This window comes from Trueperella bernardiae, from assembly GCF_030246965.1.
Lineage (GTDB): Bacteria > Actinomycetota > Actinomycetes > Actinomycetales > Actinomycetaceae > Trueperella > Trueperella bernardiae.
The window spans coordinates 310,370-331,464 of record NZ_CP127099.1 but is presented as its reverse complement, the minus strand read 5'-3'; the positions used below and the strand labels follow the sequence as shown (position 1 = coordinate 331,464).

General features: G+C 66.7%; 15 protein-coding genes and 1 pseudogene. 4 read left to right on the top strand and 12 right to left on the bottom strand.

Annotated features, from left to right (window positions below; translation table 11 throughout):
* Window positions 1-3: 3 nt before the first annotated feature.
* Both QPC17_RS01530 and QPC17_RS01525 read right to left on the bottom strand, forming a co-directional pair.
* A complete protein-coding gene (locus tag QPC17_RS01530; RefSeq protein ID WP_062613654.1) occupies window positions 4-681 on the bottom strand; it encodes a response regulator transcription factor in 678 nt (225 codons plus the stop codon).
* Window positions 682-765: 84 nt separating this feature from the next.
* On the bottom strand, window positions 766-1,806 hold the full coding sequence (locus tag QPC17_RS01525) for an adenylate/guanylate cyclase domain-containing protein (protein WP_285347397.1): 1,041 nt from the start codon (window positions 1,804-1,806) through the stop codon (window positions 766-768).
* Between the two features lie 118 nt (window positions 1,807-1,924).
* On the opposite strand from QPC17_RS01525, the gene QPC17_RS01520 reads away from it, so the two are divergent.
* The 3 genes from QPC17_RS01520 to QPC17_RS01510 are packed head-to-tail and all read left to right on the top strand — an operon-like array spanning window position 1,925 to window position 4,856.
* On the top strand, window positions 1,925-3,604 hold the full coding sequence (locus QPC17_RS01520; RefSeq protein WP_285347396.1) for a DUF885 domain-containing protein: 1,680 nt from the start codon (window positions 1,925-1,927) through the stop codon (window positions 3,602-3,604).
* Window positions 3,601-4,230, top strand: a complete 630-nt coding sequence (locus QPC17_RS01515) for a Maf family protein (protein ID WP_201783157.1) — start codon at window positions 3,601-3,603, stop codon at window positions 4,228-4,230. The genes QPC17_RS01520 and QPC17_RS01515 overlap by 4 nt, the downstream gene beginning before the upstream one ends.
* On the top strand, window positions 4,227-4,856 hold the full coding sequence (locus QPC17_RS01510; protein WP_062613658.1) for an NUDIX domain-containing protein: 630 nt from the start codon (window positions 4,227-4,229) through the stop codon (window positions 4,854-4,856). The genes QPC17_RS01515 and QPC17_RS01510 overlap by 4 nt, the downstream gene beginning before the upstream one ends.
* Before the next feature lie 226 nt (window positions 4,857-5,082).
* Here the strand turns inward: QPC17_RS01510 and QPC17_RS01505 are convergent, their stop codons facing one another.
* The 6 genes and pseudogenes from QPC17_RS01505 to typA form a co-directional block, all read right to left on the bottom strand.
* The gene (locus QPC17_RS01505) at window positions 5,083-6,414 is read right to left on the bottom strand and encodes a citrate synthase (RefSeq protein ID WP_062613659.1); all 1,332 of its coding nucleotides are present in this window, start codon (window positions 6,412-6,414) and stop codon (window positions 5,083-5,085) included.
* 106 nt (window positions 6,415-6,520) lie between these two features.
* Window positions 6,521-7,645, bottom strand: a complete 1,125-nt coding sequence (gene dapC / locus QPC17_RS01500) for a succinyldiaminopimelate transaminase (RefSeq protein WP_070448106.1) — start codon at window positions 7,643-7,645, stop codon at window positions 6,521-6,523.
* Window positions 7,646-7,647: 2 nt separating this feature from the next.
* A complete protein-coding gene (gene fdxA, locus QPC17_RS01495) occupies window positions 7,648-7,971 on the bottom strand; it encodes a ferredoxin (protein WP_062613661.1) in 324 nt (107 codons plus the stop codon).
* 54 nt (window positions 7,972-8,025) lie between these two features.
* A complete protein-coding gene (locus QPC17_RS01490) occupies window positions 8,026-10,122 on the bottom strand; it encodes a VanW family protein (protein WP_285347395.1) in 2,097 nt (698 codons plus the stop codon).
* A gap of 82 nt (window positions 10,123-10,204) precedes the next feature.
* The gene (locus QPC17_RS01485; RefSeq protein ID WP_285347394.1) at window positions 10,205-10,594 is read right to left on the bottom strand and encodes a hypothetical protein; all 390 of its coding nucleotides are present in this window, start codon (window positions 10,592-10,594) and stop codon (window positions 10,205-10,207) included.
* A pseudogene (typA, locus tag QPC17_RS01480) lies at window positions 10,591-12,530 on the bottom strand (translational GTPase TypA). Before typA ends, QPC17_RS01485 begins: the two are co-directional and overlap by 4 nt.
* A 137-nt stretch (window positions 12,531-12,667) precedes the next feature.
* On the opposite strand from typA, the gene QPC17_RS01475 reads away from it, so the two are divergent.
* Window positions 12,668-13,282: a PH domain-containing protein gene (locus tag QPC17_RS01475; RefSeq protein WP_062613665.1), complete on the top strand. Its 615-nt coding sequence runs from the start codon at window positions 12,668-12,670 to the stop codon at window positions 13,280-13,282.
* On the opposite strand, the gene QPC17_RS01470 is transcribed toward QPC17_RS01475, so the two are convergent.
* The 4 genes from QPC17_RS01470 to QPC17_RS01455 form a co-directional block, all read right to left on the bottom strand.
* The gene (locus tag QPC17_RS01470) at window positions 13,279-15,009 is read right to left on the bottom strand and encodes an ABC transporter ATP-binding protein (protein ID WP_285347393.1); all 1,731 of its coding nucleotides are present in this window, start codon (window positions 15,007-15,009) and stop codon (window positions 13,279-13,281) included. The two genes, QPC17_RS01475 and QPC17_RS01470, sit on opposite strands and share 4 nt — an antisense overlap.
* Window positions 15,006-16,904, bottom strand: coding sequence for an ABC transporter transmembrane domain-containing protein (locus tag QPC17_RS01465; RefSeq protein ID WP_285347392.1), 1,899 nt, complete (start codon window positions 16,902-16,904; stop codon window positions 15,006-15,008). Before QPC17_RS01465 ends, QPC17_RS01470 begins: the two co-directional genes overlap by 4 nt.
* A 119-nt stretch (window positions 16,905-17,023) precedes the next feature.
* Complete coding sequence (locus QPC17_RS01460; protein WP_285347391.1) at window positions 17,024-18,754, bottom strand: ABC transporter family substrate-binding protein; 1,731 nt, start codon at window positions 18,752-18,754, stop codon at window positions 17,024-17,026.
* Window positions 18,755-18,959: 205 nt separating this feature from the next.
* Window positions 18,960-21,080, bottom strand: coding sequence for a dipeptide ABC transporter ATP-binding protein (locus QPC17_RS01455; protein ID WP_101923747.1), 2,121 nt, complete (start codon window positions 21,078-21,080; stop codon window positions 18,960-18,962).
* Window positions 21,081-21,095 lie beyond the last annotated feature (15 nt).

Here is a 21,095-nt window from a genome sequence, read left to right as displayed (position 1 = left end):
CGCCTAGACCTCGAAACGGAAACCCATCCCGCGCACGGTGCTGATGTACTTCGTGTCGTTCACGTCGTCGCCCAGCTTGCGGCGCAGCCACGAGATATGCATGTCAAGCTTCTTCGTGGACGAATCCGGCTCCGATCCCCACACGTCCAGCATGAGCTTGTCGCGTTCGACCACATTGCCCGCGTCGCGCAACAGCACGCGCAGCAGCTCGAACTCCTTGCCCGTCAGCTGCAGTTCGCGCGAGCCGACGTAGGCACGGTGGGCGTCCACGTCCATCGACACGTCCTGGGCCTTGAGCAGATCACTGCCCTCCTCGCCTGTGACTGAGCGGCGCAGCAGGGCGCGCACGCGCGCCAGCAGTTCGGCCAGGCGGAAGGGCTTCGTCACGTAATCGTCCGCGCCCGCGTCAAGGCCGACCACCATGTCCACCTCTTCAGAACGGGCGGTAAGGATAAGAATCGGGAAGGTCTTGGACCGAGCGCGCGCCGTGCGCGCCACATCGAGGCCGTCCATGTCCGGCAGACCAAGATCGAGGACCACCAAGTCAATGTGGCCGTCCATCTTCTCCAGGGCGTCCCGCCCCGTCTCTACCGCCTCGATGTCATATCCCTCGCGAGAAAAAGCACGCACCAGAGGCGCCGAAATCGCTGCGTCATCTTCGACTAGCAAAATCTTTGTCAATTTTCCGTCCAATCGTGAAAGGAACGCCGTTGGGATTTAGCCTAGTAAAGAAATCGCCAAGGCAAAAGTGGAACGATGCAAGTTCTACTCCTCATCAGGCATCACAGTGAGCCGCGCCGATTCGATGTATCCGATCCCGCGCAGCTCCGATCCGATGTTCTCCTCGAGCACGTACTTGTGGGCGTCGAGGGCGCGCAGGGCCTCGGCCGTGTCCCGGTCCACGACGATCGACCCCTCCGGCGCGATCGCGCACAGCCGCGAGGCGAGGTTGACGCTCGGCCCGAACACGTCACCGAAGCGCGAGACCACCCGGCCCCACACGAGCGAGGCCCGCACCTCTGGCATCGATGGGGTGGCACGCAGCGCCTCGCGGATGCCGGCCACCGCCTCGGCGCCGGTGGCCAGGTCGTCCGCAATATAGAGGACGGCGTCTCCCACCATCTTCACTACGCGGGCGCCGAGGCCGGAGATGACGTCGCGGCAGGTGAACTCGAAGGTTTGGATGAAGTCCACCAGCTGGTGCGGGGAGAGCTGGCCGGAGCGGTCGGTGAAGGCCACGAGGTCCACGAAGCCGAGCGCGCGCGGCAGCAAGATCACGTCATTGCCGGCGCGCAAGTTTTCCAGCTCCACCTCGGTGCGGCGCAGGAAGGAGGCCAGGTGGCGCCGCCAGGCGTACTTCATTTGGTAAATGAGGAATTCTTCGTAGTCGCCTATGTGGTCGAGCACCCAGTAGCGGGCCGAGAGTTCGTCGAGCCCGTGGCGGGCCTCGGCCTCCTCCACGAGCGCCTCATACTGCCACAGCACCAGGCGGTCGGCCAGGTGGCTTTGGGCGCGGACCAGGGAGTTTTGCGTGTCCTCATCGGTGCGGCCGAGGTCCACCATGTCCTGGTGGGCGCGCATGACGTCGACGTCGTACTCGGTAAACAGCCGCGATTCTGGGTCTTGAATGTAGGGGAAACCCATGGCGCGCCAGAAGCGGCGTGCAGAATCGGTGTCCATGTTGGCCAATTCCGCCGCCTCGCGCAGCTGATACTTTGCGGGCCCGTCAAGGAGCCGACGCACGTGCGTCTCGACTGTGGTTGAATGCTCGTCAGAGGACCCCGCAAACTCTGTGTTATGGGTCACACGAACCAGCCTAGCAATCTTCGACTCCTTTGCCAACAACTTTGGCAGCTTCCTCAACCTGCACAATCGTACCCTCTTTAACGTGCCCTGTCTCACGTCAACCGACTACTGTAGAGGCATGACTTCTCGACCCACCTCAGATATCGACATCCTGTGCAACCGCTACGTCTCCGAGGTCCTCGACCGCACCCCCGAGCTCGTCACCGCGCTCGGCCTTGGGCGCGACGACGACGGCGCCTTTTCCGACTACTCCCCCGAGGGCCTGGCCGACCTCAACGAGCTCAACGTTGCCACCCTCCGCCAGCTGTCGGCGCTTGAGCCTGCCGGCTCCGTCGACCGCGTCACCAAGGCTGCCCTCACCGCCGAGCTGGAGCAGGAGATCGACTTCTTCGAGCGCGGGGAGGTGGGCGACATCAACGTGATCGCTTCCCCCTTGCAGTCGGTCCAGGAGATCTACGACAACATGCCTCAGGCGAGCGCCGCGGACTGGGAGCTGATCGCCCAGCGCCTGGCGAACACCTCCTCGGCCCTGCGTGGCTGGCAGGAGACCCTGCTGCGCCGCGCCCAGTCCGGCCCGCCCACTGCCGCCAAGCAGATCGAGCTGGCGATCTCCCAGGCAGAGCACAAGGCCGGCGCTTCCTCCCCGCTGGCGGAGCTCGCGGCCCGCGGCGGTGCGGCGCACCCAGACCTGGCCGGCGTCGTGAAAGACGCCGCCGACTCGGCGCGCCGCGCGTATGGCGAACTGGCCACTTTCCTGCGCGAGGAGATCCTGCCCCACGGAGCGGCCAGCGAGGCCTTCGGCCGCGAGCGCTACGCCCCGCGCCTGCGCAGCTCGACCGGCGCCACCCTGGATCTGGACGAGACCTATGAGTGGGGCCTTGAGGAGCTGGCCCGCATCGTCGCCGAGCAGGAGGCGATCGTGGCAGACCTGTACGGCAAGGGCGTCACGATCCCCGAGGCACTCGAGCGACTGAACGCCGACCCGGCCCGCCAGGTCCACGGCACCGCCGCGCTCAAGGCGTGGATGCAGGAGACCTCCGACCGCGCGCTGGACGACCTGCACGGCACCCACTTCGACATCCCTGACCCGCTGCGCAAGCTCGAATGCATGATCGCCCCCTCGGGCACGGGCGCCATCTACTACACCGGCCCCTCGGACGACTTCGCGCGCGGCGGGCGCATGTGGTGGTCGGTGCCGGCGGGCACCGAGGTGTTCCACACGTGGCAGGAGAAGACCACGGTCTACCACGAGGGCGTGCCGGGCCACCATCTCCAGATTGGCATGGCCACCTACGTCAAGGACTCGCTCAACGACTGGCGCCGCCACCTGTGCTGGAACTCCGGGCACGGCGAGGGCTGGGCGCTGTATGCCGAGGGCCTCATGGCGGAGCTCGGCTACCATGACGACCCGGCCGACTACATGGGCGTGCTCGATTCGGAGCGACTGCGTGCCACCCGCGTGGCGCTCGACATCGGCTTCCACCTGGGCAAGCCCTCCCCGAAGGGATACGGGCACATCTCGCCTGTCTGGACGCGCGAGGTAGCCTGGCAGTTCCTCCAGGACAACGTGGCAATGGACCGCGCCTTCCTCGCGTTCGAGCTCGACCGCTACTTGGGCTGGGCCGGACAGGCGCCGTCGTACAAGGTGGGCCACCGCATCTGGAAGCAGCTGCGCGCCGACGCCGAGGCCCGGGCCGCCGCCCGCGGCGAGGCTTTCTCGGTCAAGGACTGGCACATGCGGGCGCTCTCCATGGGCTCAGTGGGCCTGGACATCCTGCGCGACGGCCTGGCGGAATGATGAAGACCCTCCTCCTCGCCTCCGCTTCCCCCGCCCGCAAGGCCACACTGCTCGCCGCCCACATCCCGCCGCGCATCGCCGTGGCGGACGTGGACGAGGACGGGCTGCTCACCACAGCGAAGGCCCGCGGGCCGATCAGCGCGGCCGAGCAGGTCCAGCTGCTGGCCGAGGCCAAGGCGAAGAAGATCGCCGCCGAGCTGGACTTCCTGGACGGCGAGCCACCCACGGTGATCGTCGGTTGCGACTCGATGCTCGAGATGGGCGGGCAGGTGGTGGGCAAGCCGCACACGCCCGAGGTGGCCCTCCAGCGACTGCGCGCCATGCGGGGCAACGCCGGCGACCTCCACACCGGCCACTGCGTCATCGACGTGGCCACCGGGCGCGTAGCCGTGGGGACATCCACCGCCACCGTCCACATCGCCCACCTCACCGACGCCGAGATCGAGGCCTACGTCGCCACCGGCGAGCCGCTCGTGGTGGCCGGTTCCTTCACCATCGACGGCTACGGCGGCCCCTTCATCGAACGCATCGAGGGCGACCACCACGGGGTGGTCGGCATCTCCCTGCCGCTCCTGCGCGAACTGCTCGCCGAGCTGGGGCACGCGATCACGGACTTCTGGCCATGACCCGCGGCGGGGACGGCTTCATCGAGTGCCGCTGCGGGCAGCGCCACTGGGGGCTACTCGGCGCCGCCGGGATCCTGGCGTGGCGGCCCACGCCCAGTGCCAATGCCGTTGCTTCCGCTAACGGTTCCGCCGGGGCCGTTTCTGCCGGTGCTGTTTTTGCCGACGACGCCGTGGCATGCCCCGACGCCGACGCCCGGCTTGACACCCCCGCCCGCCCCGACCCACGCCGCGATGCCCGCGCCCACCCGGAAACCAGCGAGCATGCCGGCGCGGTGGAAGTGCTCGTGCAGCTGCGCGCGGGCTGGTCACACCACGGCGGCACGTGGGGCGTACCGGGCGGCGCGATCGACGTCGGTGAAAGCCCATGGGAAGGCGCTCTACGGGAGTTCTTCGAGGAGACCGGGATCGGCGAGCTCGAGCCGCCCACCGGCAGCCACGTGCTGGCCCACCCCGACTGGAGCTACACCACGTTCGTGGCCAAGATGGCAGACCCGGGCGCGGACGTCGTTATCAACCCCGAATCCGCAGACCTACGTTGGGTGAAGGCGAGCGAACTCGAGGCTCTAGACCTCCTGCCGCCCTTCCGGCGCGCCCTGCCCGAGCTGCTGGCCCACATCCCCGCCTAGCCGCCGGCCGCTGTCGCCCGCCGCCGGCACCCGCGCGCCGCCCACAGGTGCTATACAAAACCGCAAGATGCTGCACTACTTTACGGTTATTTAGTGCAGCATCTTGCGGATTAGTGCAGCATTTGCGCGGGCGGCCTGGCCGGCTGGCGGCAGGGACGCCTCAGGTGGCGCGACCGCCGCTGGCCGGTGCCCCGCCCGCAGGAGGCCTGGCCCGGCCGCCGGCAAGCTAGACCACGTAGTCCAGGTTCTCGTCGAAGGCCCGGTCCTGCTTGGTGCGATCGGACATCTTCACCCAATCCCGCTCGGCCTCACCCACGTACACCTGGCGCGGGCGGCCGATCTTCTGGGCCGGGTCGAGCACGAGCTCGCGGTACTGCGCGATCCAGCCGGGCAGGCGGCCGAGGGCGAACAGCGGGGTAAACATCTTCGTGGGGAAGCCCATCGCCTTGTACAGCAGGCCCGTGTAGAAGTCGACGTTCGGGTAGAGGTTGCGCTCCACGAAGTAGTCGTCCTCAAGCGCGGCCTGCTCGAGCTCCATCGCCATGTCGAACAGCTCCGTGTCGCCCTTGAGGCGGCCGAGGATGTCGTCGGCCAGGCCCTTGACAATCTTGGCGCGCGGGTCGTAGCTCTTGTAGACGCGGTGGCCAAAACCCATGAGCTTGACGTCGTTCGTCTTGTCCTTGACCTGCTGCACGAATTCCTTGATCGGGATACCGGCCTCGCGGATGTCGTCCAGCATGCGCAGCACCGCTTCGTTCGCGCCGCCGTGGAGCGGGCCGGACAGGGCGCCCACGCCCGCCGCCACCGAGGCGTAGATCGAGGCGCGCGAAGAGCCGACCAGCCGCACGGTGGACGTCGAGCAGTTCTGCTCGTGGTCCGCGTGCAGGATAAACAGTTTGTCCAGCGCGTTGACGATCGTGGGATCCACGTCGTGCGTCTGGTAGGGCAGCCCGAAGGTCATGCGCAGGAAGTCCTCCGTGTAGGACTTCGAGGCGTCCGGGTAGATGAGCGGCAGGCCGGTGGCACGCTTGGAGATAAACGCGATCATCGTGGGCACCTTCGCCAGCAGGAGGATGGAGGCCAGGTCGCGCTGTTCGGCGTCGTTCGGATCGAGCGTGTTCTCATAGTAGGTGCCCAGGCCCGCAATGCCGGCCTGCAGGATCGACATCGGGTGGCCTGACGACGGGAACGCCGTGAAGAAGCTACGGAAGTCCTCGTGCAGGAGGGTGTGCTTCTTGATGCGGCGCGTGAAGGCCGCCAGCGACGCCGCGTCCGGCAGCTCGCCATAGATGAGCAGGTAGGCAGTCTCGAGGAAGGAGGCACGCTCGGCCAGCTGCTCGATGGGGTAGCCGCGGTAGCGCAGGATGCCCTGCCCGCCGTCAATGTACGTGATCTCCGATTCGCACGAGGCGGTGTTGGTGAATCCTGGGTCGAGGGTGGTGGTGCCGCTCTGGCTGAGCATCTGGCCGATCCTAAAGCCGTCATTGCCTTCGGTGGCGGTGACGCGTTCGAGTTCAAGAGTCGTTCCATCGATCGTCAATTGCGCATTGTTAGACATCGAGTCTCCTTCGCGATCCTTCCCGACCACGTTGCCGGGCAGTTAACATTCATCACACTACCCGATTGCGGAGAAAAAGTGATCCCTTAAAGTCAAGATAAATGCACTAGGACCGTTTCAGCAGGTCAGAAATCCTTTCCAAGCGCTTGGCGGCTTCGTTAATTGCGAAATCGGTGGCGGTGAGCGACATGCGCACCCACCCGTCCCCGGCCTCGCCGTAGAACGTTCCGGGCGCCACCACGATCCCCAGCTGGGCGCAGGCGTCCACGATGTCCCACGACGTCGCCCCCTCGGCTCGCGCCCACAGGTACAGTCCCGCCACCGACGCCGGGTCGTTGACCAGGCCCGCCGCGTCGAGCGCCGCGAGCAGCGTTTCACGACGCCGCCCGTACACCTCGCGCTGGGCACTCACGTGTTCGCCGTCCCCGAGGGCCACGGCCATCGCATGCTGGACGGGGGCGGGCATCATGAAGCCCAGGTGCTTACGCAGCTCCACGATCGGGGCGATGATGGCCGGATCTCCCGCCATCCAGGCGGCGCGGTAGCCGGCCATGTTCGACTGCTTCGACAGGGAGTAAACCATGAGAAGGCCGCGCGGGTCGCCGCCGCACACGGAGTCGTCGAGTATGGAGGGCGCCTCGGCCACGTCCCAGCACAGCTCGGCGTAGCACTCGTCACTGGCCACGATAGCGCCGCGCTCGCGCGCCCAGGCCACGATCGCCCGCAACTGTTCCCGGGAGAGCACGTGCCCATTGGGATTTCCCGGCGAGTTCAGCCACAGCAGATCCACGGCCGGCCACGTGGCCGGGTCGGCATCGGTGTCAATGAGAACGGTGGCTGCCCCCGCAAGCCGCGCCCCGACGTCGTAGGTGGGGTAAGCGACGTCCGGGAAGCCCACGCGCGCGCCCGCCCCCAGGCCCAGGAGGGAGGGCAACAGGCCCACCATCTCCTTCGAGCCGATCGTGGGCAGGACCCCCACGTCGGAGGTGATGCCACGCCGGGCCATCCACGTCCCGATCGCCTCCCGCAGCTCGGCGGTTCCGAGCACCGTGGGGTAGCCGTGGGCGTTGCTCGCTTCAGCGAGCGCCGCCTGTACCAGCGCAGGCGTGTCATCCACCGGGGTGCCGATTGTCAGGTCACACACCGGCCCCGGATACTGCGCTGCCCGATTCCGCGTGGGGACAAGCGTGTCCCACGGGAAATCGGGCAGGCTATCAGCGAAAAAAACCACAGCTAATCGTTGATGCCCTGCGGCAGGTTGGCGATCAGCGGGTGGTCCTTCTTGATCGGGCCCATCTTCGAGGCGCCGCCCGGCGAGCCGAGATCATCAAAGAACTCGACGTTCGCCTTGTAATAATCGGACCACTCCTCCGGGGTGTCGTCCTCATAGTAGATGGCCTCCACCGGGCACACCGGCTCGCAGGCGCCACAATCCACGCACTCGTCAGGGTGAATGTAGAGCATGCGCTCGCCCTCGTAGATGCAGTCCACAGGGCATTCGTCGACGCAGGCGCGATCCTTCACGTCCACGCAGGGCAAAGCGATAATGTACGTCACGCTATCCTCTTTCTCTTCCTCTTACTGCTCTCAATCCTAGTACGAAAGACGGACTCACCCGCACTTGACTGCGTGTACCGGCTGGTAGGTCCACGTGTACTGGGAATCCTCGTGGACCTCGCCGTTGAGCTTGACCACGCGGCCCACCGTCACCGTAAATCCGGGACCGCCCGCCGGCGAGGCCTCGCAGTCCCTGGCCGGGTTCGTCTTCGTCTCAGGCTGAACGTAGTTGTACGGCTGGCCCTGCCACACCTCCACGTCCCAGTAGTGGGTGGACCACAGGCGCGTGTAGACCCGGCCGTCCGCCACCCAGGCCTCCACCAGTGCGCCGTAGGGGGTGTTGTTCTTCCAGATCATCTCGATCTGCCCGCTCCACAGGGTGGACTCCAGGCCCATCGGGTAGCGGCTGAAGTACTTCGAGTGCGGCTTGTGGGCCACGTCCACCATGCCGGCCCGGTAGCCGATGTTGAAGGTGTTGGTGGACAGCTGGGACAGGCCGCCGCCCAGCGCCGTGGAGTTAAAGCCGTTGGAGACCACGCCGGAGGAGACGAAGCCGTGGGCCTCGTCGATCGGGCCGAGCGCTTCCTCAAGATTGAACTCCTCGCCGGGCTTGACGAGCGTGTTGTTGACCATGCGCGTGCCGACCACCAGGTTGGTGGTGCGCACCGAGTCGTTGGTGAGCGGCGTGGAGATTTCGGAGACGACTTCCTTGATCCCCATCTTCTCAGCCGCCTCGGTGGTGAACTTCGGCTCCTGGACCGTGACCTCGGCGACGACCGTCCGGTCCGTTCCCTGTGGCAGCGCGAGCAGCGCCGTGGCGATCTGCTCCGCATCCACCGACTCCCCGCTCTCCGACGGGGTGATCTTCGGCGCGCCATCCATGATCGCGATCGTGGCGTCCTTCGGCGTCCCGAGCACGTCGCCCACGGCCTCTTGGATCACGGCGTTGAGCTTGTCCTTATCGACGACGAGCGACGCCTTACCCTCCGCCGTCGTGACACTCATCAGGTCGGCTGTCTGGGCCGGCTGAAGTTCGACCAGCGAATCCTTGACCGTGATCGAAATCTTGTCGCTCAGCAACGGGTCCACCGAGGAGGTGGCGAAGTCCTGCATGTCCTGCGTGGAGACCTCGGGGTCCACCGTGGTGGTGGGCAGCTCGATCGGAGCGTCACCCGCCAGCCAGTTGCCCAGGATCGTCTCCCCCGCCGCGCTGGTGTCCAGCGAGCGGCCCTCCTTCGCGTCGGTCACCTGGGTGGCCGCGTCCACGATCGCCAGCTCGGCGTTGGCCGGGTCCTGCTTGAATACCTCGCCCAGGCGTGCCACCTCGGAATCGAGGGAGGCCTGGTCGGCCGTGAGGACGGCGTCGACGTTCGCGGCGCCGGAGATGTGAGCCCAGAGCCGGCGCGGGTCGAGCGAGAAGCCGGTGAGCCCATGGAACGTCTTGTCGTAGTCGATCTCGAGGGCGATGTTGCCGGGATTGACCGCGTCGGACTTGTCATCGCCCGCCACGCCCACCTGGCGTGGCGTGGCGAGAACGTCCTGGAGGCCGGAGGCGAGGGTTTCGCGTGCCTGGGCCTCATTCATGCCGCCCACCTGCACGCCCGAGATCGACGTGTTGGACGGGATCTTGTCTTGATAGGCGTAGGCCGCGCCCGTATAGGCGCCACCAAGCAACACCACGGCCGCCGCCACCCAGGGCCACTTGCGCCGCTTCTTCTTCACGGCCTCCCCCTCACTTTCCGCAGGCACGCTCGCCGGTTCACCCGCCGGCACGAAGGCCGGAGCCGGGTTGGTGTCAAAGCGAGCGGTTTCTTCCGCGCCCGCGGGGCCGGCGAAGTGCTCGGTCTGCGCAAACTGCTCAGTGGCCGCAAACTGCCCAGCCTCTGTAGCGCCCATCGCCTGAGTCTGGGCCGGATCTGCCGCGCCCATCGCCTCGGTTGGCCGCTGCGCGGCCTCCATCGCCTGGGTCTCCTGCTCGGCGCCCGCCTGCTCGCCCGCCTGCTCGCCCGCCGGCTCACCGGCCGGGGTCTCTGCCGCGGTCGCGCCCGCCGGCTCGCCCGCCGAGTCGGCGCCGTTCGCCTCGTCGGTGGACTCATCGCCGAGGCGCCTGCGCCACGCGTCGACGAGGTTGTCGTCCTGGTTATCAGCCACGTTTTCTCCCTTGTTCACACCGATCTTACTAAGACCCCTCCGGGTGTTGCTGAAAAGGCCGCCAACGTCACCCGCGCGGCCGCTACAGGCCCGCCTCGGCGTCGTCGACGTCGTCGGCGCCCTCGTCCCCCAGGCCACGGCGCGCCCCGTAACGGATCACGAGCGGCACGGGGAAGACCGCCGATACGGCCGCGACGAGGACCCAGGTGGACGAAACGCCGGCGCCAACCACGGCAAGCGTGTCGTCGGCGGGCGGGAAGTAGACCAGCCACCCCGTCGCGGCGAATGTGCCGGTGACGTAGGCCACCCAGGCCCCAAACGAGCCCCACTCCCACATGAACCAGGCGCCGGCGGCCACGATCCCCGCGGCCAGCCCAACGCCCACCCACGGCATATCCAAGGGTCCGGCCGACACCACCACGGTCAGCATCCCCGTGACGAAGCCGACCACCGCGCCGACGACGCTCTTCACTTGCCCGCCTTCGCCGCAGCCTTCTTCCGCCCGGCCTCCCGCCCGCGCAGCGTCGCGGACAGCTCGACCTTGCGGATGCGCGCCGTCTCGGGCGTGACCTCGATGCACTCGTCGTCGGCGGCGAACTCGATCGCCTCCTCGAGCGTGAGGTAGCGCCGGGCCTGGAGCGTTTCGAAGACGTCGGCGGTGGAGGAGCGCATGTTCGTCATCTCCTTTGCGCGCACCACGTTCACATCCATGTCCTCGTTACGCGGGTTCTCGCCCACTACCTGGCCCTCGTAGACCTCGTCGCCCGGGTCCACGAAGAACGTGCCGCGGTCCTCGAGGCGCTGCAGGGAGAACGCTGTCACCTGGCCCTGACGGTCCGACACGAGCGAGCCGGTCTGGCGCGAGACGATCTCCCCCGCCCACGGCTTGTAGCCCTCCGAGATCGAGGTGTAGATACCCGTGCCGCGCGTGAGCGTGAGAAACTGCGTGCGGAAGCCGATAAGCCCGCGTGCCGGCACGATGAACTCCATGCGCACCCACCCCGAGCCGCGGTTCGCCATCGTCTCCAGGTGGCCCTTGCGCAGCGCCATGAGCTGGGTGACCGCGCCAGGTACTCCTCGGGCACGTCCACCTGCGCGCGCTCCCACGGCTCGTTCACGACGCCGTCGATCACCTTGCGCACCACCTGCGGCTTGCCCACGGTCAGTTCGAAGCCCTCGCGGCGCATCGTCTCCACGAGCACGGCCAACGCCAGCTCGCCGCGGTCCTGGACCTCCCACGTGTCAGGGCGGTCGGTGGGCAGCACGCGGATCGACACGTTGCCCACGAGCTCCTGGGTGAGCCGGTCGCGGATCTGGCGGGCCGTCAGCTTGTGGCCAGCCACGCGGCCGGCCAGCGGGGAGGTGTTCGTGCCGATCGTCATGGAAATCGCCGGATCATCAATGTGGATCGGCGGGCGCGGGCGCGGGTCCTCCATGTCCACCAGCGTCTCACCGATCGTGATGTTGGCAATCCCCGCGATGGCCACGATGTCACCCGGGCCGGCGCTCGGGGCCGGCTGGCGCTCGAGGCCCTTCGTACGCAGGAGCTCAGTGATGTGGACGCGCTCGATCGGCGAATCCGGGCCGTCGGCCAAGCCCACCCAGGCGCCCTTCTTCAGCTCGCCGGAAAACACGCGCACGAGCGCCAAACGGCCGAGGAACGGCGAGGCGTCCAGGTTGGTCACCTGCGCAACGAGCGGGGCCGCCGGGTCATACGTGGGCGCGGGCACGTGCTGCAAAATGGCGCGGAAGAGCGGCTCGAGGTTGGGCGAGTCCGGCAGGGCGCCGTCGTCGGGCTGGGTCAGCGACGCGCGGCCGGCCTTCGCGGCGGCGTAAACCACGGGGATCTCCAGGATCGCCTCGAGGTCGAGTGCAGTGCCCTCACTTTCGACGTCGGCGGCGAGGTTGAGCAGCAGCTCCTGGGTTTCCTGGACCACCTCGGATATGCGGGCGTCGGGGCGGTCGACCTTGTTGATGACCGGGATGACGGGCAGGCCGGCCTCGAGCGCCTTGCGCAGCACGAAGCGGGTCTGCGGCAGCGGGCCCTCGGACGAATCGACGAGGAGCACCACGCCGTCCACCATCGACAGCCCGCGCTCGACCTCGCCGGAGAAGTCCGCGTGCCCGGGGGTGTCGATGACGTTGATGGTCAGCCCCTCGGGCGCGCCGAACTCGGCCGCGGACGGGCCCACGTAGGAGATGGCCGTGTTCTTAGCCAGGATCGTGATGCCCTTCTCGCGCTCGATGTCGCCCGAGTCCATCACGCGTTCGCCGGTGGACTCCACCGTGGCATGCGGGTCAAAGACGCCACCCTGCCAGAGCATGGCGTCCACCAGGGTGGTCTTGCCGTGGTCGACATGGGCCACGATCGCGACGTTGCGCAGATCGTTGCGAACGGTGAGGGTCATAGGAATCCTTCAGGTAGAAAGCCAACGTCTCATCCTAAACCCGGCCCGCCGCACCGGCGTAGAGCGGCCGGCCAAATGCGAGCGAAAGTACACGGGCCCGCCCGGCAGCGCCCAGCGGAGCGTGAGAGAATACCGGCATGACTGTGATCCTGCGCGGTAAAACCCGCACCTACGCCTACCTCCTCTACGCCCTCGCCGCCATCTCCCTGGTGGGCTCGGCGGTCCACGGCGGGGTGGCCGAGCTGCTGTGGGCCGTGCCGATCGCCGCCGTCCTCGCCGCCTTCGGCTGGGTGGTCTTCCACAACCCACGCCTCGAGGTGGGGCCCGGCGGCCTGCGCGTGGTCAACATTATCCGCGAACACCTGATCCCCTGGTCCGACCTGGCGCTCGCCGAAAACCGCTGGGGCCTCTACCTCTACAACCGGGCTGACCGCAAGATCAGCGTGTGGGGCGTGCCCTCGAACGTGGGCCTGTTCAACAACTCCTGGCGCGACCGCAAGAAGGCCTACGAGGATCCGGACATTGTGTGGGAGGACTCCGGCACGCTCTCCCGCACCGTCTCCACCGGCTTCGCCGCGGACCTCATCATGGTCCGCCACGGCAACATCACCCGCAACGCCCAGCTACGCGCCAGCCTCAAGCCCGCGCAATACTGGCCCGATCAGACGGTGACGAAGTTCCAGCCCCTGCCGGTCATCGTGCTCGGCGTGGCGCTCGCCGGAGCGGGTCTGGCAATCGCGGGCACCCGCTAGTCCTGCTGCCAGGCTTCCCACAGTGAGGCGTACTCCCCGCCCCTAGCCACCAGCTCGTCGTGCGAGCCGAGCTCGGCTACCTCGCCGTCGATCATGACAGCCACGCGGTCGGCGTCGTAGGCCGTGTAAAGGCGGTGGGCGATCGAGATCACCGTGCGGCCCTCGAGCAGGCGCAGCAGCGACTGTTCGGCTGAGCGCGCCACCGTAGGGTCGAGCAGCGAGGTCGCCTCGTCGAGGATGAGCACGTCAGGGTCGAGTAGCACAATGCGCGCCAGGGCCAGCTGCTGGGCCTGCGACGGCGCCAGCTCCTTCTCCCCCGAACCCACGCGGGTCTGAAGGCCCTTCTCCAAGCGCTCCACCCACGTGGCGTCAACGGTGGCGAGCGCCGCGAGCAGCTCGGCGTCGGTGGCATCCTCCTTGGCAAAGCGCAGGTTGTCGGCGATCGTACCCACGAACACGTGATTTTCCTGGGTGACGAGCGCGATGGTCTGATGCAAGAGCGCCTCGGGCAGCGCCGTGACCTCCACCCCGCCCACGCGGATCGAGCCACACCCCGGCGGGTTGACCGCGGCGATGAGGCGGCCGAGGGTCGACTTGCCCGCGCCCGACGGGCCGACGATCGCCAGCCGTTCACCCGGGGCAACCTCGAGGCTGACGTCGCGCAACACGGGCCGGCCGTCGCGATAGCTGAACGAGACGCCCTCCACACTGACCGCGGAACTGGCCGGGACGGCGTCGCCGGCAACCCTGTCCGCCTCAACCTCGGCCACGCCGAAGATACGGGCGAGCGCGACGGCGGCGAACTGTAGCTCGTCGAACCACCAGGCGAGCTCATCCAGCGGCACACGCAGCTGCTGGGCATACAGTGTGACGGCGATGACCGCACCCACCGTCACATACCCCAGGCCCACCAGCCAGGCCCCCCACAGGATCGAGATGACCATCGGGGCGTAAAGCACCGCAAGCAAGGAGATGACCAAGTAGGAGCGCATGAGCCCCGAGTAGCGCTCGTTGTCCCAGTACTCGCGCAGGAGCACGGAGGTGCGGCGGATGCGCACCTCACTCATCGCCAGCGAATCGACCGTGGCGGACTGCTCCACGGTTTCCGTGATGTCACCCGAGACCTCGGCGTTGAGCGCGGAGGCCGCCAGGTACACGGCGATCGTACGGCGCAAATACTTGCGTACCACGAAGTACATCGGAACAAAACTCAGGAGCACCACAAAGCCGACCCGCCACTCCACCAGGAACGCCGCCACCACCGTGACGACCACCTGGAAGGACAGCACCATGATGCGCGATACCCCTTGGCGAATGATGAACTCCACCCGGTTGACGTCGGAGGTGGTGCGCCCCAGCAGGTCGCCCGTGCCCGCCGCCTCGACCGTGGACAGCGGCAAGTGCATGACGGCCTCCACCAGCCGCACGCGCAACTCGTGGAACACCTTCTGCCCCAGCACGCGGCTACGGAAGTCGGCGAACCATGTGGCGACCACGTTGGCCAGCATTGAGATCGCGATCGCTACCACATACGTGCGGATCACCGCTGCCTGTGCCCCGCCCGCGAGCGCGTCGAAGGAGCGCCCGATGATCCATGGAGTGATGACGGCGGCCACGGCCACCACGATCTGCGTGGCGATGACCAGCAGAAATTCGTCCTTGTAGGCGGCGAAGAGTTCGAGCATCTTCGCCCCGACCGTCCGGTTTGTTGCAATGGGTAGTTTCATCGGGCCTCCCGGTGCACGACGTCGAAGTAGCGCGGATCGTCCAGCAGCTCGGCGTGCGTGCCGCGGGCGAGCTCGGCGCCGTCGGCACCAAGGAAGATGACCTCGTCCGCCTCACCGAGCACGATGGGCGAGGTGGTGACGACGGCGGTGGTGCGGCCCTCCCGCGCGGCGCGCAAGCGCTGGGCGATGCGGGACTCGGTGTGGGAGTCGACAGCGGAAGTCGGCTCCACGAGCAGGAGGATGGGCGCCTCAGTGAGCACCGCCCGAGCCAGTGCCACGCGCTGGCGTTGGCCTCCCGAGAGCGAGCGGCCGCGCTCGGCCACGTAGCCGTCCAGCCCCTCCTCCAGGCTGTCAACGATGTCGGCGGCGTCGGCGGTGATCATGGCGAGCATGAGCTCGCGCACCCCGATCGCCACCGGGTTGTCCTTGTGGTCGCGGTGGGCAACCCCCGAGCCGTCGCCCGTGTCGGCCATCTGGCGGCCCACCTCGCGTGGGAGCGGCCAGGCAGCGTTGTTCGCCTCCAGGTTCGAGCGCAGCCGGCCCTGAAAGAGTTGGGCGATCGCGTCCGAGAGCACGATCGCGCTACGGACCTCGGCCAGCGGGAAGGCCGTCAGCGGGATGGAATCCTCGCCCTCCCAGCGGGCGGTGACGGGGGCGGCGTCGTCGGTGCGGGCCAGACGCTCGAGGAGCTCGGCCGAGACCTCGGGCGCGGAGCACACGAGCGCCGTGTTGAGGCCGGGCTTGATCTCCACGCCCGTCGCCTCGTCCCGCAGGTGGGCGCGCGACCAGTCTGCGCCGGCGCGGGCCGGCTGGGCGGCGTCGTCGGACGTGAGGGGCTCAATCGCCATCACCTTCGCCACCCGCCCGGCGCAGACGCGGGCGTCGGTGTACGTTTGCAGGAAGCCGAGCACCATCCAGATCGGGGCGCCCATGAACATCGAATACCCGTAGAAGGATACGAGCTGGCCGTGCGTCATCGCGCCCGAATAGACCTCCCACAGGCCGCCGCCCACGATGAGGACGGTGAAGCCGTACGGCACTGCGGCCGACAACGCGTTGAGGAAGGACTGCAGGGCGGCGGCACGAATCCCCGTCTCGCGCACCTTCTCCGACTGGCGCGTGTAACGCCCGATGTAAATATCCTCCCCGCCCACGCCGCGCAGCACACGCAGGCCGACCACGGCATCCGAGGCCAGGGTGGTGAGCTTGCCCCTCTCCTCGCGCTGGGCGTCAAGGCGGCGCTGGAGCGGGTTGATGAACACCAGCATGATCCCGATCGCCACCGGCACCCCGATCACCACCACAAGCCCTAGTGGCACGCTAATGCGGAGCATGAGGGCGACGGTCAGCACAAAGGAGAAGATTGCAGCCGTCACGTCGGCAACCATGTAGGAAAAAGCGCCAAGCTTCTGGGCGTCGGTGGTGACGGCCGTGACCATCTCCCCCGACGGGATCGCTGCGCGCCCTCCTCCGCGCACGCCCGCGATCCGCTCCACCATCTTCAACGACCAGCCCACATGCGCGCGCAACTCTGTCACCATGAGCACGGGCTCGGCAGCCGCGCCGATCATCCGGACCGCCATCGCGGCAAAAATGAGGGCGACCCCTGGGAGTAGGGACGTGGTCAGGCCGCGCTCGATGCCGGAGTCCAACGCCCGCCCCAGCGCCCAGGAGATGAACACCCCGCCGCCGTACGCCGCCATCGACAGGAGCGTGGCAAGCGCCAACACCTGCCAGTTCGCGCGAAGGGTAGAACGAAGCAGGCGGCCCGGGTCCATCTCCGGAACCGCGGACATCTCGAAGGAGGCCGGCCAGCGCTTCGGCTGCGGCCCAACCTCGAACCGGCGCTGATTAATTGCGCGGGAGGCGCGCTGAGAAGAAACGTGTTTTGCCATAGCTTTCGCAATTCCACACCGTCATCGGTCAAGTGTCAAACGCAGTCTCACGTGACAATATGCGGGAGGGCCGCCCCTTCCGGGACGGCCCTCCGTGTTCGTGTGCTATAGCCGAGAGATTACTTGGTGTAGCCGATGTTCTCGGTCAGCAGGGTCTCGAACGTGGTCGAACCGTAGTTCGCCAGGTTCGAGGGGATTGCCGTGATGTTCGCGCGGTAGTACAGCGGGAGAACCATGACTTCGTCCCAGATCACCTTATCGGCTTCGTTGGTGAGCTCGCGGCGCTTGTCGACGTCGGTCTCAGCAGCGATCTGCGGGATCAGCTCGTCAACCTTGTCAACCTTGAGGCCGGCGAAGTTCGAGTTCACGAGGTTGCCCTCATCATCGAACGGGTTGCCGTAGATCTGGCCGACGTTCGCCATCGGGTACGGGGTGCCGTTCCACGCGAAGGAGGTCGCATCGTACTCGCCACCAATGACGTGCTTGAAGAAGTTCTGCCCCTCAACATCCTGGTAGGTCACCTTGATGCCGATGTCCTTCATCATCTCCATGAGCATGGCGCCCTCGTTCTCATTCGCGGCGTTACCCGGAATGCGCAGGTAACGGAAGCCAAGCTCCTGGCCGTCCTTCTCGTAGTAGCCCGAGGTTTCATTCATGGTGTAACCGGCGTCCTCGAGAAGGGCGGTGGCCGCCTCCGGGTCGAAGCCGACCGAGTTGTCCTGGTAGCCAGCCTGGTTCGGCATGAAGAAGTGGTTGCCCAGGTTCAGATCGTAATCCTGCGAGGGCAGGCCAGACAGGTCGGAAGCGGCAATGTCCTTGGTGTCAATGCCGAGCTGGATCGCCTGGCGAACCGCCTTGTCCTGGAGCGCACCCGCGCGGGAGTTGAAGGTGAAGTGACGCCACTGAACCGAGGACGACATCGTGATCTGAGCGTCGGGGCGGTTCTGTGCCGTCTCGTAGGAGGCGGCGTCAACAATGAAGTTGATCGCGTCGATCTCACCGTTCGCGAAGCCGGAGGCCGTGGCCTGCTGGTTCAGCGAGGAGAAGGTCACAGTCTCAAGCTTCGGAGTCGAGCCCCACCACTCAGGGTTGCGCTCAAGGGTAAGGACCTTCTGGGCGGCGTTCGAGTTCGCCACGCGGAACGGGCCGGCGAAGAACTTGTTCGCCTCGACCGGGTCAACCCAGCCAGTGTTGAAGGTCTCCGGATCGGAGATACCAGCCGCGGGCTGAACCGTGGAGAAGTTCGCCGACCAGTCCGGGTACTCCTCCGAGTACTTGGCGATGACCTGCTGCGGGGAGTCGCCAGCCTCGATCGACTTGATCTGGGTCCAGCCATCAGAGGACGGGCAGCTGATGCCCTCGACCTGGCCCGAGCAGGCCTTCCACAGCGCCTCGTAGTCGGCGGCGGTGATGGGCGTGCCGTCATTCCACTTGGAATCCGGGTTGAGGTTCAGGGTGATGACCATGGCGTTCTCGCCGTCGCCCTTAAGGTTCGCGTCATAGGACTCGAGGTAGGCCGGGTTGACGTCGAAGCCACCGTTCTCGTCGAAAATCCAGTTCACCGGGGCGATGAACGAGGAGATGGTGGAGGAGACGTCAACGGTATTGCCGTCAACGTGGCTTGGGTTGAACTGCTCCGGGTAGGCGTCAGAGATCGCGAGGCGGAGCGTACCGCCGTCGGCGAGCTCGGCCGGATCAACCTTGTTGTAGTCCGACGCCGGCAGCACCTTCTCGTCGCTACCCTTGCCCGAGTCGCCACCCGAGCCGCCGTTCGAACCACCAGACGAGCAGGCGCTCAGCGTGAGCGCGCCAGCGGCAACCAGTGCAATGCCTGCCTTCTTCATTCGCATAAAATGTCCTCCTTCAGGACTCGCCTTTCGCCGGACGTGCGAAAGTTCATGGAGCCAGATTAGTCTATAATCTCGACATCGTGAAAACCTCTCCCCATCCGTTACCGAAGCGTTATCTACTTTTCGGTCAAGAAATGTCTATTACCGCCGGTCAAAAGGGTGGGCCCGCGATCGACGATCGCGGGCCCACCCCTACCTGGAACGGTTAGAAAACATTGAGCTGGCGCGGGTAGTAGCACGCCACGTCGTGATCTGCACCCATGGTGGAGAACTCGGGGTGAGCCCCCTGGCAGACCTGCTTCTCCCCCTCCATCAGCGTCTCAAAGACTGGACAACGGGTGACGAAGCGGCACCCCTTGGGCGGGTTCGCCGGCGACGGCAGGTCGCCCTTGAGCAGGATGCGGTGGCGACTGCGCTCCTTTGCCGGATCCGGAATCGGGATCGCGGAGAGCAGGGCCTGGGTGTAGGGATGACGCGGCGCCTCGAAGACGGCGTCGACATCGCCAACCTCCACGAGCTTGCCCAAGTACATGACGGCCACGCGGTCGGCGATATGGCGGATGACCGACAGGTCGTGAGCCACGAACAGGTAGGACAGGTTGAGCTTGGCGCGCAGTTCGTCCAGCAGGTTGATGACGCCGGCCTGGATCGACACGTCGAGTGCCGAGACGGGCTCATCCAGCACCAGCAGCTTGGGCTGGACCGCAAGCGCGCGGGCGATGCCGATGCGCTGGCGCTGGCCGCCGGAGAAGTTGCGCGGGTAGCGGTTGACGTGCGCGGGCTCGAGGCCCACCATGTCCATCAGTTCCTTCACCCGCGGCTCGATGTCGGCCTTATTCCAGCCGGCATACTTCAGCGGTTCAGCAATGATGTCGAAGACCGGCATGCGCGGGTCAAGGGAGGCCATCGGGTCCTGGAAGACCACTTGGAGGTCATTGCGCACGCGCTTGCGGTCCGCGCGCGTCATGTCCGCCGTGTTCTCCCCGAGCACCACGATCTTGCCCTCGATCGGCTTGACCAGGTTGAGGACCTCCATGAGGGTGGTCGTCTTACCCGAGCCGGACTCGCCCACGAGGCCCAGGGTCTCCCCCGCACGGATGTCGAGGGAAATGCCGTCCACCGCGTGGACCGTGCCCACGCGCCGGCGGAACACCGAGCCCTTCATGAGCGGGAAGTGCTTCTTCATGTCCTCCAGGCGCAGCACCTCTTCGCGCTCGTTGCGCGGCGTTCCATCGAACGGCGGAATGACGGGGGCGGGCTTGGGGTAAATATCCGAGTAGCGCTTCGATTCGTCGCGGATCTCCTCGCGGCGGATGCAGGCCACGTCGTGCGGGATGTCCGGGGTGTCAGACTTGACCGGCTCGAGCGTGGGTTCCCCGTCCAGGCAGGCTTCCACGGCCACCGGGCAGCGGGCGGCAAAAGGGCAGCCGGTCTGTTCGTACAGCATCGACGGCGGGTTGCCTTCGACGACGGCGAGCTGGCTGTCCTTCTTCGAATCGAGCCGCGGCAGGGAGCCGAGCAGGCCGATCGTGTAGGGCATGGCGGAGTGGTAGAAGATCTCGTCCACCGCGCCACGCTCCACGATGCGCCCGGCGTACATGACCGCCACCTTGTCGGCGATGCCGGCTACCACGCCCAGGTCGTGGGTGATCATGATGACCGCGGCGCCCGTCTCCTTCTGGGCGCGGCGCAGAACGTCGAGGATCTGGGCCTGGATGGTCACGTCGAGTGCCGTGGTCGGTTCGTCGGCGATGATGAGGTCCGGTTTGTTGGCGATCGCCATGGCGATCATGGCACGCTGGCGCATTCCGCCGGAGAACTCATGCGGGAAGGACTTGACCCGGATCTCGGGGTTCGGGATGCCCACGATGCTCAGCAGCTCTACCGCGCGGGCCTGGGCGTCCTTCTCCGAGATCTTCTTGTCATGCGACTGGAGTGCCTCGATGATCTGATCGCCGATCGTGTAGACCGGGGTCAGGGCCGAAAGCGGGTCCTGGAAGACCATGGCGATGTTCTTGCCGCGGATCTTCGACAGGTAGGAATCGGACTTGCCCAGGATCTCGGTGCCGTGGATCTTGACCGATCCCTCCACGTCCGCCGCCGGATCGAGCAGACCCATGATCGACATGGAGGTCACGGACTTACCCGATCCAGATTCGCCCACGATGCCGAGCACCTCGCCCGAGTTCACGGTGAGGTTGACTCCGCGCACGGCGTGCACCACGCCATCCTCGGAGGGGAAGCGGACGTTGAGGCCCGACACCTCCACCACCGGCACGCCGGGCGTGGGGGTGGGCAACGAACGATCGTCGGTAGTTTCACTCACGTTGGTCTCTTTCGT

Bases quoted from the DNA above. Each gene is read 5' to 3' on its own strand.
- QPC17_RS01460 (WP_285347391.1), bottom strand. From the start codon at position 18,754: ATGCGAATGAAGAAGGCAGGCATTGCACTGGTTGCCGCTGGCGCGCTC.
- QPC17_RS01465 (WP_285347392.1), bottom strand. From the start codon at position 16,904: ATGGCAAAACACGTTTCTTCTCAGCGCGCCTCCCGCGCAATTAATCAG.
- QPC17_RS01515 (WP_201783157.1), top strand. From the start codon at position 3,601: ATGATGAAGACCCTCCTCCTCGCCTCCGCTTCCCCCGCCCGCAAGGCC.
- QPC17_RS01520 (WP_285347396.1), top strand. From the start codon at position 1,925: ATGACTTCTCGACCCACCTCAGATATCGACATCCTGTGCAACCGCTAC.
- QPC17_RS01475 (WP_062613665.1), top strand. From the start codon at position 12,668: ATGACTGTGATCCTGCGCGGTAAAACCCGCACCTACGCCTACCTCCTC.
- QPC17_RS01470 (WP_285347393.1), bottom strand. From the start codon at position 15,009: ATGAAACTACCCATTGCAACAAACCGGACGGTCGGGGCGAAGATGCTC.
- QPC17_RS01505 (WP_062613659.1), bottom strand. From the start codon at position 6,414: ATGTCTAACAATGCGCAATTGACGATCGATGGAACGACTCTTGAACTC.
- QPC17_RS01510 (WP_062613658.1), top strand. From the start codon at position 4,227: ATGACCCGCGGCGGGGACGGCTTCATCGAGTGCCGCTGCGGGCAGCGC.